Here is a 14845-nt window from a genome sequence, read left to right on the forward strand (position 1 = left end):
CATCCCTCGCGGTTCGGGGGCGGACGTCGTTGTCACACGCCCGGCTTTGCGGGGTCACCGCGCCAGGCTCGTGGTCTCATTATCGGACGTCGGCTCGCCCTCGGGAAACGTCGAGGTCGGGCGGGGGATCCGGATCCAGGGATCGCCTCTTCGCCGCCGGGCCCGCTCGGTCCTGGCCAGCGGGTACAACGCCAGCCCGATGCCGAAGGCGGCCAGGTGGCCCAGCGGGGTGTAGTCGACCGCGGCGTCGAAGTCCTTCAGCGAGGCCTGGTAGAGCAGGTAGGCCAGCATCAGCGACCACACCGAGAACCGGTAGGGCCAGCGCAGCCGGTAGGCCAGCAGCGCGGCGCACGCGTAGGCGCCGTAGCTGATCCCGACGTCGATGGTGCGCGAGTAGACCCGGTCCTGCTCCGGGGTCAGGACCACCGTCTCCTCAATCCACAGCGCGATGAGGAGCGTGGCGCCGATATGGCCGGCCAGGAACGCCAGCACGGTGCGCCAGGTACCGATCCAGCGCTCCAGCGGCGCCAGGTACAGGAAGGCGGTCAGCGCCATGAACAGCAGTTCGTTGACGTCGGTCCACATCGCCGAGCCGAACAGCACGGTCAGCGGCTCCTGCTTGAGGTGCGCCAGCGTGGTGGAGTGCGTGAGCAGGACCGCGTTGCGCAGCCGCGGGGACAGCCCGAGCAGCATCCAGGCGTGCACCGCGATCAGCAGCGACAGCGCGGTGGTGAACGGCGCCAGCCGGGCCCAGGCCTTGAGCCAGTTCCAGACGACGCGCACATGCCTGCTGGCCCAGCTGTTCGTGCGCAGGAGGTACACGACCAGCAGCGCCGCCGGAATGGCGGCGAGTTCGACCCAGCCGGTCCTCATTACGCCTCCCTGTCAATGCCCGCCCTTGGTCTATGCCCAAGACAGAGCGGCACTGTGCAGCTTCCCTCTGAGAGGAGGATGAAAAGCGTGAGAACACGGCGAAGGCGGAGCCCGGACCCCTGAGGGACCCGGACTCCGCCGCGCTACCTGGGCGAACCCTGGCTGGGTGGAACCTTAGAACATACGGCGCGGCTTGTACTTGCGGTACATGAACGCACCGCCGCCCATCAGCGCGGCGCCGAGCGGGGCGAGCATGAGCCCGTCGGCACCGGTGTGCGCCAGCATGCCGGTCGCGGCCGGGACGGCCGTGCCGGTCTCGGTCGGCGCGGTCCGCGGGGCGGTCCAGCCGGTGGTGGTGGTCGGGGGCGGGGTCACGGTCGGGGGCGCCGGCGTGTCGTTGGCGCACGCGTTGCCCGCGGCGCCGTTGGCGATGCCGACCACGTTCACCGAGTCGCCGCAGACGTTGACCGGGATCGAGATCGGCAGCTGGATGGTGTTGCCCGAGACGATGCCCGGGGAACCGACCGAGCTGCCGGTCGCCGTGGACCCGCCGGTCACGGCGCCGCCGCCGGCGTTGAGGCAGTGGTTGCCGTCGGCGTTGTTGCCGACGCCGACCACGTTGACGGTGTCGCCGCACAGGTTGACCGGGACGTTCACGGGGACCTGGACGGTGTTGCCGGAGATGATGCCCGGGGAGCCCACCGAGCTGCCGGTCGCGGTGGCGCCGCCGCCGGTCGTCCCGCCCTCGTTGGCGCAGTGGTTGCCCTTGGCGCCGTTGCCGACGCCGACCACGTTGACCGTGTCGCCGCAGGCGTTCACCGGGACGCGCACCGGAGCCTGGATGGTGTTGCCGGACAGGATGCCCGGCGAGCCGACCGAGCTGCCGCTGGCCGACGCCCCGCCGCTGCTCGGGCCGCCGCCGTTCGCGGTGGCGCCGCCGGAGTTCGCGCAGTGGTTGCCCTCCGCCGGGTTGAGCAGGCCCACCACGTTGGCCGTCACACCGCAGACGTTGATCGGGATGTTCACCGGGATCTGGATGGTGTTGCCCGAGAGGATCCCCGGCGAGCCGGCGGTGGTGGCGCCGTCGCCGACCCCGGCGGCCGCCGCGTCGGCGTGCGCGAGCCCGACCCCGCCGGTGGCGAGCATCCCGCCGGTGGTGAGCCCGAAAACGATCCGCCGCTTCACTTGCGATTGCATGAAAGCCCCTGCCTTGTTCCGTCTGGCGTTACTTGAGACGAGCCGATAGACCTATCCGACTAACGAGGCGGCCCGCGGGAGGTTTTCGCGGCGAAACCCGGAATCGTTCGTACGAGTGAACCCACCCGCCCCGAGGGCAACCCCCGCGCCGAGCTGGTCGTCCGCGCCGGGAAGTGCCGGAGAAGCGCAGCAGGAAAGGGGCGGTCCCGAGAACCCGCCAGGGATTCTCGGGACCGCCCCCAAGCGCGGCGCCGACGGCTCAGCCGTTGACGCAGGTGTTGCCGAACGCCTGGTCCAGGATGCCGATGACGCTCACGGTGAGGCCGCAGGCGTTCACGGGCACGTGCACCGGAACCTGGATGGTGTTGCCCGACACGATCCCGGGCGAGCCGACCGAGCTGCCGCCGGCCGTGGCCTCGGCGCTGGCCATACCGGCCCCGGCCATCACCAGACCGCCGGTGGCGGCGACGAGCGCGGCGATCTTCTTGGTCTTCAGCACTGGTACTTCCTCCTGTGTAGCGGCGGCACCGATCACGTACCGCTCGTCCGGAGAAACGACCACCGCTCACCGACCGAAACGCTCCCGGTCATGCGATCAGCCGATCCGGTGAAGGTATGACTTCCGACGTGTACGTCAGAAACCTGCCGTGGCGGCGGCGTCGCCGAGAGCCCCGGGAAGAGCCGCTCGCCGCCTCAGATCCCCAGCAGCGCCGGGTCGCTCGCCAGCGCCGCGAACCGCTCCGCCGGGTTCGGCACCAGCTTGCGCGCCTTCAGGTCCAGGACCCCGCCGGTCACCACGATGTCGGCGCAGAGCGTGCCGTCCTTCTTCAGGATCTGCTGCTTGAGCTGGAAGACCTTGCCCTCGGCCCAGGCGAACTCGCAGGTGACGTCCACCTGCTCGCCGCCGCGCAGTTCGCGCAGGTATTTCACGTTCACCTCCAGCGCCACCGGGCCGATGCCGCTCTCGACCATCGCGTTCTGCTGGATGCCGGCGGCGGCCAGCATCTCCCAGCGGGCGTGCTCGGAGTACTGGATGTAGACGGCCTGGTTGAGGTGGCCCTGGGTGTCCAGCTCATAGCCGCGGACGGTGATCGGTACCGAGAAGACCATGGTCGTCTCCTTTTGTGCGGGATGTGGGGCGGCGGAAACGCTGATGGAAAAGTGCAGACATGGAAAGACAGATCAGGGGCGACCCTAGTGGCCGCCCCTGACATGTTACTAGTCAGTAGCATCGAACGCGCCCGCCGGGGCGCTCCCAGCGGCTACCAGGGGCGCCGCAGCCCGTCGACCACCGCCGCGGCCGTCTCCACCGCGATCGAGTGGTACTGCACGATCGGCGTCACGATCGCCTCCCGCGGCCCTTCCAGCCACGCCGCGCTGGAGTAGAAGGCGTCCTCCTGCTCCTGCAACTGCTCCAGCGAGTCGAAGGCCCGCATCAGGAACGCCTCCTCATCACCGTCCTCGGCGTACAGCGACGGCCCGGCCGCCACCACGTCGATCCCCGCCTTCGCCAGCAGCGGGATCGCCTCCTCGGTCATCGCGCGCAGGAACTCCTCGCGCGTGCCGGGGTGCAGGCGGTAGGTGCGGATCTCGAGAATCATCGGCATCCCGTCTGGAAGTCCTGGGTCACGTAGCCGTGATCGGCGGCGATGTAGTGCCCGTAGCAGCCGGAGCGGTCGGTGCCGACGTACAGCTCCGAGTCCGAGCCGTCCGCGGCGGTCACGACGCTGTTCACGCGCTGCAGGTTGCCCTTGGCCCGCACCTGGTCGTCGACGGTCGAGACCGGCTTCCAGGCGTTGCCGTGGTCGGCCTCGGTGCTGGTCAGGTGGCGCGCCACGCTGACCTGGCCGTCCACGGTGTAGGAGTCCGAGGTCGCGCCCGGGACGTAGGTGCTGGTCATGGCGATCGGGTAGGACCAGGTGTCGCGGCGCGCCTGCCGGTGGCCCAGACCCGGGCCGTCGGTCGTGGTGGTCTCGGTCCAGCCGGAGTCCTGCTGCTTCACGGTCTGCACCGTGCCGCCCTGCGCGATGTCGTTGCTGTTGGTGTAGGCGGTGTGCTGCGTCACGCTGGTGCTGACGCGGCCGTGCGAGGTGTCGACGTACCCGGCGACGGTCCAGTCCCGTGTCACCGCGGCGGTGATCAGGTCGCTGCCGTCGGTCTGCGTGGCGACCTTGTAGTCCACGGCCGGCGACGGCGTGATCGTGTCCTGCGTCACCGCACCGGAGGTCTGCGCGGAGGCGGCGTCGACGTTCACGAACAGGCTGCCGTCCATGAGCCAGGTGTCGGTGATGTCGGAGGGCGGGACCAGCGTCACGGTGTGCGGCTTGCCGTCGGCCAGCAGCCCGGCGAAGGGCGTCAGGTCCAGGTCGTAGGGCTGGGTCCGGAAGGCGTCGATGCTCGGGATCGGCCGCCACATCAAAGGACTGATACCGCCGGTGTAGATCGCCGGGAACGGCTGCGCGGTCCCGGCTGCCTTGCCGTCGACCATGACCTGCACCTCGCGGTACGTCCCGCCGCCGCAGAGCCCGTCACTGGCGTGCGAGGCGGCGTAGGAGTCGGGCACGTTGGAGTACCAGAACTCCTCACAGCCGCCGCCGCGCGCGTACAGCTGCAGATCCGCGCTCTCGGTGTTGCGCGGCAGGGTCACCGTGGTGCTCGCGGTCTGGCCCTTGGTCAGACCCCACCACCCCGGCGCCGACGTGCTCTGCGAGATCGGCACGACGACGTCGCTGTGCGCGGCCTGTGGGTGGCGCTTGTCGGCCTGGTAGTACGTCACGGTCATCGTCATGTGGTAGATGCCGGTGTACGTGCTGTCCACGTTGTTGCCCAGGTCCACCACCAGCGGCTGCGGCGTGCGCAGCAGCGGGATGAACGCCGAGATGTCCTGGTCGACGTGCCAGCTGATACCGGCCGGGTCGGGCTCGGGGGTGCTGGTCCGGAACACCTCCGATCCGCCGATCCACACGCCGGCCAGCCGGTCGTACTGCCGCCCGGCGGCGTTGCCGGACCAGTCCAGCACCACCTTCGACCAGGGCCCGGGACAGGCTGCCGGCGGCGCGAGGGTCCCGGTGAACGGCTGGCCGTAGCTGTTGGCGAAGTCGTGTTGCATCGCCGTGACCGTGCAGCTCGGGGTGTCCGGCCGCGCGATCGGCGGCAGCGCCGTCACCGGGTTCTGATAGTTGATCTCCACAGTCGGCGCGGCGGCAGCGGCGGTTCCCGCGAGCGTGCCGGCGACGAACATGGCCGCGGCTGCGGCCAGAGCCAGGGGTCTCCACATGGCTGACACCCTGGCGCGAGCCCTGGCTCCCCACAAGAGCTGAATCCCTTATTTGATCTCTTCTTTCCACACGTAGGTGCGCCCGGCCTCGGCAGAGAACCGCATACGCGCCGCGGTCCCGAACAGGGGCGAGCGCAGGTCGAGCTCGCCGTCGCGGTCCGGCGTCACCGAGATCTCGGTGACCTTCCCCTCGGCCCAGGCGACGTCGACACGCACCGCCCCGCGCGCCCGCAAGCCGGTCACTGAACCGGTCGGCCACGCCGCGGGCAGCGATGGCAGGATCCTGATCTCCCCGAGGTGGCTCTGCACCAGCATCTCGGCGATACCGGCGGTCGCGCCGAAGTTGCCGTCGATCTGGAAGGGCGGATGGGTGTCGAACAGGTTCGGCAGGGTGCTGCCGGTGAGTTGTTCGGCCAGCAGGCGGTGGGCGTGGTCGCCGTCCCACAGACGAGCCCAGAAGTTGATCTTCCAGGCTTTGGACCAGCCGGTGCCGCCGTCGCCGCGGGCGTTCAGGATGGTGCGGGCGGCAGCCGCGAGATCCTCGTCCCGGAGCGGATCGATGTCCGAGCCCGGGTGCAGCGCGTACAGCTGCGAGACATGGCGGTGCTGGTTCTGCGGGTCGTCGAGGTCTTCCTTCCACTCCTGCAACTGCCCCCAGGAACCGATGCGCAGTCCGGTGTCCAGATCTTCCACCTCGGCGGCCAGCCCGACCGTGTTCTTGAACAGGTCGCGGATGATCTGCTGGGCCATCGCCGAGCCCGCGGTGTACTCGCCCTGCTCCGGGGAGAAGCTCGGGTTCGCCACGAGCTTGCCGTCGCGGGGATCGCGGCGCAGGTTCGCGAGCCAGAACTGCGCCGCCTCCTTCATCACCGGATAGGCGCGCTCCTTCAGGAACTCCTCGTCGAGGGTGAAGGCGTAGTGCTCCCACAGGTGACGACACAGCCACGCCGCAGCCTCCGGGAACCAGAAGGCGTCCGGCCAGTCGTGCACGCCGGTGAAGCCGAAGGGCGTCGTCTCGTTGTGCACCACCCAGCCTTCGGTGCCGAACAGTGTGCGGGCTGAGACCCGGCCCGGCGCGCGCAACGCCTCGATGTAGGCGAACAGCGGCTCGGCGCACTCCCCCAGCGCGCACGGTTCGGCGAGCCAGTAGTTCATCTGCAGGTTGATGTTGACGTGGTAGTCCCCGGCCCATGGCGGCGTCGGCGAGGCGTTCCAGACGCCCTGCAGGTTCGCGGGCAGCTGGCTCGCCGGGCGGGAGGAGGCGATGAGCAGGTAGCGGCCGTGGTCGAAGAACAGCTGCTCCAGGGCGCGGTCGGCGGCCGGGGTGGAGGCGTCGGTGCCGTAGGCGGTCAGGAGGCGGTCGGTGGGGACGTCGCCTGGCAGGCTGCCGCCGAGGTCCAGGACGACGCGATCGAACAGGGCGCTGTGGTCGGCGATGTGCGCGGCACGGAGGTCGTCGTAGGTGCTGGCCGCTGCTTTGGCGACGGCTTCGGCGACCGGGCCGGCGGGGTCGATGCCGTTGCGGTAGGCGGGATAGGTGTCGGCGTAGTCGGTCGCGGCGGCCAGGATGATGACGACGCGGTCGGCGCCCTCGATGGTGAGCCGGTCTTCGCCCTCGATCAGGCGGCCGCCTTCCGGGATCACCTTGATGCGGGCGGCGTGGCGCAGGCCGTTGTCGGGCAGGGCGCCGATGATGACGAGGGTGGCGTCCTCGGTGGTGACGCGCGTGGCGTCGGTGGCGTCGGTGCCGGGTTCGTAGCGCAGGACGCAGTGGAGCGCGCCGGGCTGGTCGGCGGTCAGCCGGCCGAGCAGGACACCTGCCGGGTGGCTGACGAAGTACTCGCGGGTGTGGTGCACGCCGTCCGCCTCGAAGGCGACTCCGGCGAGGGCGTCGGAGATGTCGAGGGTGCGGCGGTAGTCCTGGGCCTCTTCGCTCAGTCCCGGAAACTCGATGATCAGGTCGCCGTAGTTCTGGAAAGCACCGAAGCCGGTCTTGGGCTGCCCGAGCAGTTCGGTGACGGTCTGCGTCGGCAGCGAGCCGTGCTCGTCGATGCGCCGCCGCACCTCCTCCAGCGCGCCGGGCCGGGGTTCGCGCCAGTCGCCGTGGTCATAGCCGGGGTGCCCCGGTCCCCCGGTCCACAGCGTCTCCTCGGTGAACTGGACGCGCTCGGCGGCGACCCCGCCGAAGACCATCGCGCCGATCCGACCGTTCCCGATCGGCAGCGCCTCGCGTTCCCAGTCGCTGGCCGGGGCGTCGTACCACAGCAGGTGTTCCATGCTTTGCGATCCTGCCGTCCGCACGACGCCGCGCGCCATGCAGTCTTGTCAGGCGTACACCGGAGTTTCCACCGGACCCTCGGGCTCGGACTGATGCAGGTAGCGGCGCCCGGCCAGCTGGACGAGCACCGCCGCGGCTATCCCGGCGACCGCGGTCACCGCCGCCGGAGACAGCCCGGCGTGCGCGATGACGAAGCCGCTGATCGCCGCGCCGGCGGCCGCGCCGACGTTGAACAGCGTGATCAGCCAGGCGAAGGCCTCGGTGGCGGTGCCGGCCGGCGCCAGCTCGCCGGTGAGCATGAACAGCACGGTCAGCGAGGGCGCGAAGCAGACTCCGGAGACCACCATGATCGCCACCATCAGCGGCGGCGCCGGGACCAGCAGGAGCAGGGCGTAGGCGGCGCCGAGGCCGACGCGCAATGTCAGCAGGTGGCCGGTCGCCGTGCCGGGCCACTTGCGCGCGCCGTAGACCAGCGCGCCGATCAGCGAGCCGAAGGCGTTGATCGCCATCAAGGTGCCCGCCCCGCCGGGGAACTTGTGGTGCTCGGCGTAGTCCACGAGCACGACGTTCAGCGTCCCGATCGCGATACCCAGCCCGATCAGCGAGGTCAGCAGCACCACCAACCCCGGACTCCGCAGCGGCCCGAGCCAGTGCGCCTCGCGCACCTCCGGACGCCACTCGCGCACCGGTTTGCTGGTCGCGACCACCAGCACCCCGACCGCGCCGAGCGCCGCTCCCAACCACAACGCCGCCACCGGCGCAGCCCACGCCACACACCCGGCGACCACCAACGGCCCGGACACGAAGATCAGCTCCTGCGCCGCCGAATCCAGCGAGTACGCCGACGCCAGACCCTCAGCCGGCACGAGTGAGGGCCACAGAATGCGGATGCACGGCTCCAACGGCGGCGCGGCGGCTCCCGCCAGCACCACCCCGACCAGCACACTCAGCCGATTCCCCGGCGCCACCGCCAAAATCGCGAACCCGACGCCCGAAGCCGCCGCCGCCGGCACCAATACCCTGACCTGCCCGACCCGATCCACCAGCCGCCCCAACACCGGCCCGCCGATCGCAGTGGAGACCGCCAAGGCGCCAGAGGCGATGCCGACGAAACCGTAATCCATCCCCGAGCGGCGCAAAGCCAGCGGAATCATCAGGATGGACATGCCACCCGGCAGCCGCCCGACGAGCGAGCCGCTGAGCAACCGGGCGATGAAGGGTAGGCGAAGCAACGCGAAGTAGCCCAAGGGAGATCCTTGTGTCGAAACGGCCGAACGATCTCTAGCCGCGTCCGGGGCAGGCGTCGCCTACGCCTGGCATGGTCTCATATCGGGGGTAGGGGTCAATAGTCGGTTTCGGGCATGACAACGCATCAACCCTCGCCTTTGCGCTGTCCTTCTGGCAGAAAGGAGCCATGTCGCAACTGAGCGCCGATGAGATCGCCGCCTACCTCGACCGGTTGGGGGTGGCCGGGCCGGTGAGGCCGGATGCCGATGCGCTGCGGGTGCTGCATCGTGCGCATGTGCTGACGATCCCCTTCGAGAACCTGAGCATTCATCTGCCGGGTGAGGAGGTCTCGCTGGACCTCGGCGCGCTGGTCGACAAGATCGTCACGCGGCGGCGCGGGGGATTCTGCTACGAGCTCAACGGCTTGTTCGCGGCGCTGCTGGAGGCGGTCGGGTTCGGGGTGGAGAGGTTGTCGGCGCGTACGTACTCTGCGATGCGCGGCGCCTTCACCTACCCGCTGGACCATCTCGCGCTGCGGGTCACCGACGCGGCCGGCGAAGTGTGGCTCGCCGATGTGGGATTCGGCAAGCACAGCGAGATGCCGTTGCGCTATGCCGAGCGCGGCGAGCAGAGCGACGCCTTCGGGACGTTCCGGCTCGTGGAGACCACTGAGGGCGAACTCGACGTGCTGCTCGACGGCGCGCCGCAGTACCGCGTCGACCCGCGCGCGCTGGCACTGGCGGACTTCGAGCCGGGACGCTGGTGGCAGGTCACCTCCCCGGCGTCGCTGTTCCGGCAGGCTCTGACATGTTCGCTGCCGACCCCGGACGGCCGGGTGACGCTGAGAGGCCGCAAGCTCATCACCACCGACGCCGGCGGCAAGCGCGAGCGGGTGATCAGGGACGACGCGGCTTTGCTCGCGGCTTATCGGGACTTGTTCGGGATCGCGTTGACGGTGGTTCCGACCGTGGTTCCGGCAGCCAAAACGCATAACTAGCAGCTCACCGAAAGTTCCGACTGCGATCGGGAACCACCACGTCGAGCCGGGCGATCCGCCCCGCCACCACGTTCACCGCCCCGTCCGTCCGCTCCAGCGTCCCGTGGATCAGCAGCGCCCCGTACCGCAGCGCCACCTTCCGCTGCGCCTCCCACACCGGCGCCGGGCAGATCACGTTGATCAGCCCGGTCTCGTCCTCCATGCTCAGAAAGCACGTTCCGTGCGCCGTCGGCGGCCGCTGCCGGTGTGTGACCAGTCCGGCGACCCGTACCAGGCTGCGGTTGCGCGCGGTGCGCAGTTCGACGGCGGGGGTCACGCCGCGCATCGCGAGCCGCCACCTCAGGTGGCCGATCGGGTGGTCCTCCGGGCTGGTGCCGGTGGCCCACAGGTCGGCCAGCGTGACCTCCACCGGCGTGAGCGGGTCCAGCTGCGGGACGGTCGTGCCCGGCGCGGTGCCCGGCAGGTGTCCGGCGGTGGTGCCGGCCAGCGCGCCGGCCGTCCACAGCGCCTCGCGGCGGTCCAGTCCGAAGCACCCGAACGCCCCGGCGGTGGCCAGCGCCTCCAGCGTCGAGCGCGACAACCCGGTGCGCACGATGAAGTCCTCGACGCCGGTGAACGGACCGCCCGCCGTCCGCTCGGCGACGACTTGCTCGGCCGCGTCGTCGCCGAGGTCGCGCACGCTGCTCAGGCCCAGCCGGACGGCCGGCTGCGCGATCGGCGAGGCGTGCCGGTGCCGCGTCCGGTCGGAGCCAGAACCAGAGCCGGAGCCGGAGCCAGAGCCGTAGGGCTTGTCAGGGCTCTGCAACGTCGCCTTCGCCCCCGAGGCGTTCACGTCCACCCGCTTCACCTGCACCCCGTGCCGCCGCACGTCGGTGACCAGCGATCCGGGGCTGTAGAAGCCCATCGGCTGGTTGTTCAGCAGCGCGGCGGTGAACGCCGCCGGGTAGTAACGCTTCAAATAGCAGCTGCACCACACGATGTACGCCATCGACACCGAGTGCGACTCCGGGAATCCGTACCCTGAGAAGGCGTGCAGCTTGGCGTATATGTCCTCACCCGTCTCCGGGGTGATGCCGCGCTCGGCCATCCCGGCCATCAGCCGCTCCTTGAGCTCCGCCATCCGCTCCGGCGACCGCTTGGAACCCATGGCCTGGCGCAGCCGGTCGGCCTCGGCGGCGCTGAACCCGGCCGCCGCGATCGCCATCTGCATCGCCTGCTCCTGGAACAGCACGACGCCCAGCGTGCGCTCCAGCACCGGCTCCAGCGTGGGGTGCGGGTAGGTGACCTCCTCGTCGCCGTTGCGCCGCCGCAGATACGGATGCACCGCGCCGCCCTGGATCGGCCCGGGGCGGATCAGCGCCACCTCGACCACGAGGTCGTAGAAGCACTTCGGCTTCAGCCGCGGCAGCGTGACCATCTGGGCCCGCGACTCGATCTGGAACACCCCGACGGTGTCGGCGTCCTGGATCATCGCGTAGACCGCGTCCGCCTCGGGGTCCCCGTCCTGCGGCAGGTCGTGCAGGCCCAGGCGGGTGCCGTGGTGCTCGGCGATCAGGTCCAGCGCGTCGTGGATCGCGCCGAGCATGCCCAGGCCCAGCAGGTCGAACTTCACCAGCCCGGCGGCCGCGCAGTCGTCCTTGTCCCACTGCAGGACCGTGCGGCCCTCGCGGCGCGCCCACTCGATCGGCACCACCTGCGCCAGCGGCCGGTCCACGATCACCATGCCGCCGTTGTGGATGCCCAGGTGCCGCGGCCGGCGCTGCAGCCGTCCGGCCAGCTCCAGCACCTGTTCGGGGATCTCCTCCGAGCCGTCCGGGACGCCTTCGTGCGGCCCGATGGTCCCGGCCCAGGCGTCGACGGTGCCCGGGGAGTAGCCCAGAACGCGCGCCGAGTCGCGCAGCGCCAGCCGGGCGCGGTAGGTGATCACGTTGCAGACCATGGCCGCGCGGTCGCGTCCGTACTTGGCGTAGACGTGCTGGATCACGTCCTCGCGGCGCCCGGCCTCGATGTCGACGTCGATGTCCGGTGGGCCGTCGCGCACCGGGGACAGGAAGCGCTCGAAGACCAGGCCGTGCCGGACCGAGTCGACGCTGGTGATGCCCAGGGCGAAGCAGACCGCACTGTTGGCGGCCGAGCCCCGGCCCTGGGCCAGGATGCCCTGGGCCCGGCAGAACTCTGCGATGTCGTAGACGATGAGGAAGTAGCCGGGGAACTTCAGCTGCTCGATGACGTCGAGTTCGTAGGCGATCTGGTGGTAGGCCTTGGGATTCTCGCTTTCGGAGCCGTAGCGCTGCGCGGCGCCGAGGTATGTCAGATGTCTGAGCCAGCTGGCCTCGGTGTGTCCTTCGGGCACCGGGTAGTCGGGCAGCTGCGGGTTGATGGTCTTGAAGTCGAAGGCGTGGTCGGCGGCCAGCTCGGCGCTGCGGACCACGGCGCGGCCGAACTCGTGCACGGGGAAGCGCGCGAGCATCTCGGCGCCGCTGCGCAGATACGCGGTGGGCGCGCCGGGCAGCCAGCCGTCCATCTCGGCCAGGGTGCGGCGGGCCCGCAGCGCGGCCATGGCGGTGTGGAGGCGGTAGTCGGCCGGGCGGGCGTAGTGGACGTTGCCGGTGGCCACGGTCGGCAGGCCGTGGCGGGCGGCCAGGCGGGCCAGGAGACGGTTGCGGGCGTCGTCCAGCGGCTGGTCGTGGTCGGTGAGCTCGATCAGGACATTGCGATCGCCGAACAGGTCCATCAGCTTGCGCAATTCGGCGTCGGCGGCCTCGAAACCGGCCTCGGTCAGGCCGTGGCGCTCCAGCGCCTGGCGCACGGTGCCCTTGCGGCAGCCGGTCAGGATGGTCCAGTCGCCGTCGGCGGCGGCCTCGGCCAGATCGTCCAGGACATAGACGGGCTTGCCCTTCTCCTGCCCGGCCAGCTGCGCCTTGCCGATCGCCGCCGACAGCCGCCGGTAGCCCTCGGCGCGGCGGGCCAGCACCAGCAGATGGCTGCCTGCCGGATCGGTGACGCCGGTGCGAGCCGCGGTCAGCTCCAGCGACAGCTCGGCGCCGAAGACCGTGGCCAGCTCGGCGTCCTCGGCGGCCTGCTTGTACTGCATGGCGCCGGCGAAGCCGTCGTGGTCGGTGACGGCCAGGCCGTGCAGACCCAGCCGGGCGGCCTCGGCGACCAGCTCGGCGGGGCTGGAGGCGCCGTCGAGGAAGGAGAAGTGGGAGTGCGCGTGGAGTTCGGCGTAGGGCGGATCGAGTTTGGCGCTGCGGCGGGACTCCGGGTCCGGCGGCGCCGCAGCTGCCGCCTCCGGTCCGGGGGCAGCAGGCACGGCCTCGCCGTAACGTCCCCAGGTGAGGCGCTTCTCCAGCTCGCGCCAGGGGATGACCGGGTTGAAGGTGCTCATCAGTCGTACACCGCCTCGACGAACCAGCGGCCGTCCTGCACGCTCAGCAGCCAGGCGCGGCCGTCGTCGGTGACGGCCTGGAACCGGGCCCGGCGCACCGCCGCCTCCGGCTCCCACCACCGCTCGGCCAGCGGCCAGGGACCGGCCCACGACAGGATCCTGAGACGCTCGCCGCCCTCCGGCAGCGCCAGCCGCGCGGGCCGGGCGGAGATCCGCAGGCGCCCGGAGACCCCGACCGGCGCGCCGGCGGCGTCGGTGACCTCGGCCGGGCGCGGCGCGCGCGGGACGTCGGCGGGCGCCGGCGCCGGAAGCGCGGCGGGCCAGGGCGCGGGCTCGGCCCCGGTCGGCGGCAGGTCGCCGTAGGAGGTGCGGACGCCCTGGTCCGCCGGGCTGCGGCCGCCGGCGTCGGCCGGGAGCGTGACGGCGTTCGGGCCGTACATCGCCTGCAGGCGCTCGGCGGCGCGGGCGATGCGGTCCGGGGCTTCGTTCGCGCCCCACAGACCGGGCTGCACGCCGCGCGCCGGGACGAGGTGGTCCGGAATGAGGCGCAGGCGGGTGATGCCTTGGTCGGCGGTGGGGGTTTCGGGTGAGACGCCAGGGGTGTCAGGGTTTTGATTGTCAGGGTTTTGATGGTCTGCCTGCAGCGCGGTCTGCCAGCCGGACAGCTGCCAGCGCACGCGCTCGGCGACCGCCGTGCTCGACAGCAGCCCTTCGTGCCGCCACAGCCGGTAGGAGACCTCGGGTTCGGCGCCGGGACCGGCGGCGCCGTGGATCTCCACCGCCACCCGGACCCCGGCCACGCCGGCTTGGGCGAGCACCGCGTGCAGTTCGTCGGCGAGCGCCTTGGCGGCGAACACGATCCGCTCCGAGCCGTCGGCCGGCGGGTCGAAGACCGCCTCCACCGCCAGATCAGGACCCTGACGCAACGGCGCGGGCGGCTGGGCGTCCAGACCGCGGGCCAGCCGGTGCGCCGCCACCCCGGCCGCGCCGAACCGGCCGGTCATGGCGTCCGCCGGCAGTTCGGCCAGCCGGCCCAGGGTCCGCACCCCTAGCCGGGACAGCGGGTCGACCAGCTCCGGCAGGTCCAGCACCGAGGTGGGGAAGGACGCCAGGAACTCCGCGGTCCGCCCCGGCACCACCTGGGTATCGCTACGCGCGGCCAGCGAGGCGGCGAACACCCCGTCGGCCACCCCCACCCCGGCGCCGATGCCCGCCTCCCCGACCCGGTCCCGGATCGCCCGCACCACCAGATCCTCGCCGCCGAAGTAGCGCGCCGGACCCTCCAGCGGCAGCGCCGCCAACCCCGGCCGCACCACCTCGTACCGCGGCGTGAAGTCGGCCAGCACCGCCAGCACCGGCTCGAAGGCGCGCGCCTCGGCCGCCTCGTCCCGCGCGTGCAGCGCCAGCCCCGGCGCCAGCCGCTGCGCGTCACGCGTCCGCTGCCCGCGCCGCACCCCCTCGGCGCGCGCCGCCGCCGAGCACGCCGCGATCAGCCCTTTGACGACCACGGCCGCCGCGGTGTCCGGATCGGCGCCGACCGCCAGCACCGGCCAATCCGGGCACCACACGGCCAGCGCCCGGTCGGGGACGGCGGGGTGCGCGGACACC

11 protein-coding genes are annotated in these 14845 nt (G+C 71.3%); 1 reads left to right on the forward strand and 10 read right to left on the reverse strand.

Translation table 11 applies throughout. From position 1 onward, the window contains the following. Positions 1-54: 54 nt before the first annotated feature. From CACI_RS46045 to CACI_RS25905, 8 genes are all read right to left on the reverse strand, one after another. Positions 55-873, reverse strand: coding sequence for a rhomboid-like protein (locus tag CACI_RS46045; protein ID WP_015793819.1), 819 nt, complete (start codon positions 871-873; stop codon positions 55-57). A gap of 174 nt (positions 874-1047) precedes the next feature. Continuing rightward, positions 1048-2070 carry a chaplin gene (locus tag CACI_RS53915; RefSeq protein WP_015793820.1) on the reverse strand — a complete coding sequence of 341 codons (1023 nt, stop codon included), beginning with the start codon at positions 2068-2070 and terminating at the stop codon, positions 1048-1050. Positions 2071-2329: 259 nt separating this feature from the next. After that, positions 2330-2515, reverse strand: coding sequence for a chaplin (locus CACI_RS25880; protein ID WP_049872085.1), 186 nt, complete (start codon positions 2513-2515; stop codon positions 2330-2332). Between the two features lie 248 nt (positions 2516-2763). Then, on the reverse strand, positions 2764-3180 hold the full coding sequence (locus CACI_RS25885; protein WP_015793822.1) for an acyl-CoA thioesterase: 417 nt from the start codon (positions 3178-3180) through the stop codon (positions 2764-2766). Positions 3181-3332: 152 nt separating this feature from the next. Further along, positions 3333-3677: an NIPSNAP family protein gene (locus CACI_RS25890; protein WP_041540459.1), complete on the reverse strand. Its 345-nt coding sequence runs from the start codon at positions 3675-3677 to the stop codon at positions 3333-3335. Then, positions 3668-5347 (reverse strand): peptide-N4-asparagine amidase, encoded by a 1680-nt coding sequence (locus CACI_RS25895; protein WP_015793824.1) that lies wholly within the window; start codon positions 5345-5347, stop codon positions 3668-3670. Before CACI_RS25895 ends, CACI_RS25890 begins: the two co-directional genes overlap by 10 nt. 48 nt (positions 5348-5395) lie before the next feature. After that, on the reverse strand, positions 5396-7624 hold the full coding sequence (locus CACI_RS25900) for a glycoside hydrolase family 95 protein (protein ID WP_015793825.1): 2229 nt from the start codon (positions 7622-7624) through the stop codon (positions 5396-5398). A 48-nt stretch (positions 7625-7672) separates the two neighbouring features. Then, positions 7673-8872, reverse strand: coding sequence for an MFS transporter (locus tag CACI_RS25905; RefSeq protein WP_015793826.1), 1200 nt, complete (start codon positions 8870-8872; stop codon positions 7673-7675). A 167-nt stretch (positions 8873-9039) separates the two neighbouring features. On the opposite strand from CACI_RS25905, the gene CACI_RS25910 reads away from it, so the two are divergent. Further along, positions 9040-9849, forward strand: a complete 810-nt coding sequence (locus CACI_RS25910) for an arylamine N-acetyltransferase family protein (protein ID WP_015793827.1) — start codon at positions 9040-9042, stop codon at positions 9847-9849. Between the two features lie 4 nt (positions 9850-9853). Here the strand turns inward: CACI_RS25910 and CACI_RS25915 are convergent, their stop codons facing one another. Together CACI_RS25915 and CACI_RS25920 are read right to left on the reverse strand one after the other, a co-directional pair. After that, the gene (locus CACI_RS25915) at positions 9854-13237 is read right to left on the reverse strand and encodes an error-prone DNA polymerase (protein WP_015793828.1); all 3384 of its coding nucleotides are present in this window, start codon (positions 13235-13237) and stop codon (positions 9854-9856) included. After that, entirely contained in the window at positions 13237-14844 is a 1608-nt protein-coding gene (locus tag CACI_RS25920; protein ID WP_015793829.1) for a DNA polymerase Y family protein, read from the reverse strand. Before CACI_RS25920 ends, CACI_RS25915 begins: the two co-directional genes overlap by 1 nt. Position 14845 lies beyond the last annotated feature (1 nt).

This window comes from Catenulispora acidiphila DSM 44928, assembly GCF_000024025.1.
Lineage (GTDB): Bacteria > Actinomycetota > Actinomycetes > Streptomycetales > Catenulisporaceae > Catenulispora > Catenulispora acidiphila.

Excerpts from the sequence above, each read along its gene's own strand:
- CACI_RS46045 (WP_015793819.1), bottom strand. The coding sequence starts at position 873 with ATGAGGACCGGCTGGGTCGAACTCGCCGCCATTCCGGCGGCGCTGCTG.
- CACI_RS53915 (WP_015793820.1), bottom strand. The coding sequence starts at position 2,070 with ATGCAATCGCAAGTGAAGCGGCGGATCGTTTTCGGGCTCACCACCGGC.
- CACI_RS25880 (WP_049872085.1), bottom strand. The coding sequence starts at position 2,515 with ATGGCCGGGGCCGGTATGGCCAGCGCCGAGGCCACGGCCGGCGGCAGC.
- CACI_RS25885 (WP_015793822.1), bottom strand. The coding sequence starts at position 3,180 with ATGGTCTTCTCGGTACCGATCACCGTCCGCGGCTATGAGCTGGACACC.
- CACI_RS25890 (WP_041540459.1), bottom strand. The coding sequence starts at position 3,677 with ATGCCGATGATTCTCGAGATCCGCACCTACCGCCTGCACCCCGGCACG.
- CACI_RS25895 (WP_015793824.1), bottom strand. The coding sequence starts at position 5,347 with ATGTGGAGACCCCTGGCTCTGGCCGCAGCCGCGGCCATGTTCGTCGCC.
- CACI_RS25900 (WP_015793825.1), bottom strand. The coding sequence starts at position 7,624 with ATGGAACACCTGCTGTGGTACGACGCCCCGGCCAGCGACTGGGAACGC.
- CACI_RS25910 (WP_015793827.1), top strand. The coding sequence starts at position 9,040 with ATGTCGCAACTGAGCGCCGATGAGATCGCCGCCTACCTCGACCGGTTG.
- CACI_RS25915 (WP_015793828.1), bottom strand. The coding sequence starts at position 13,237 with ATGAGCACCTTCAACCCGGTCATCCCCTGGCGCGAGCTGGAGAAGCGC.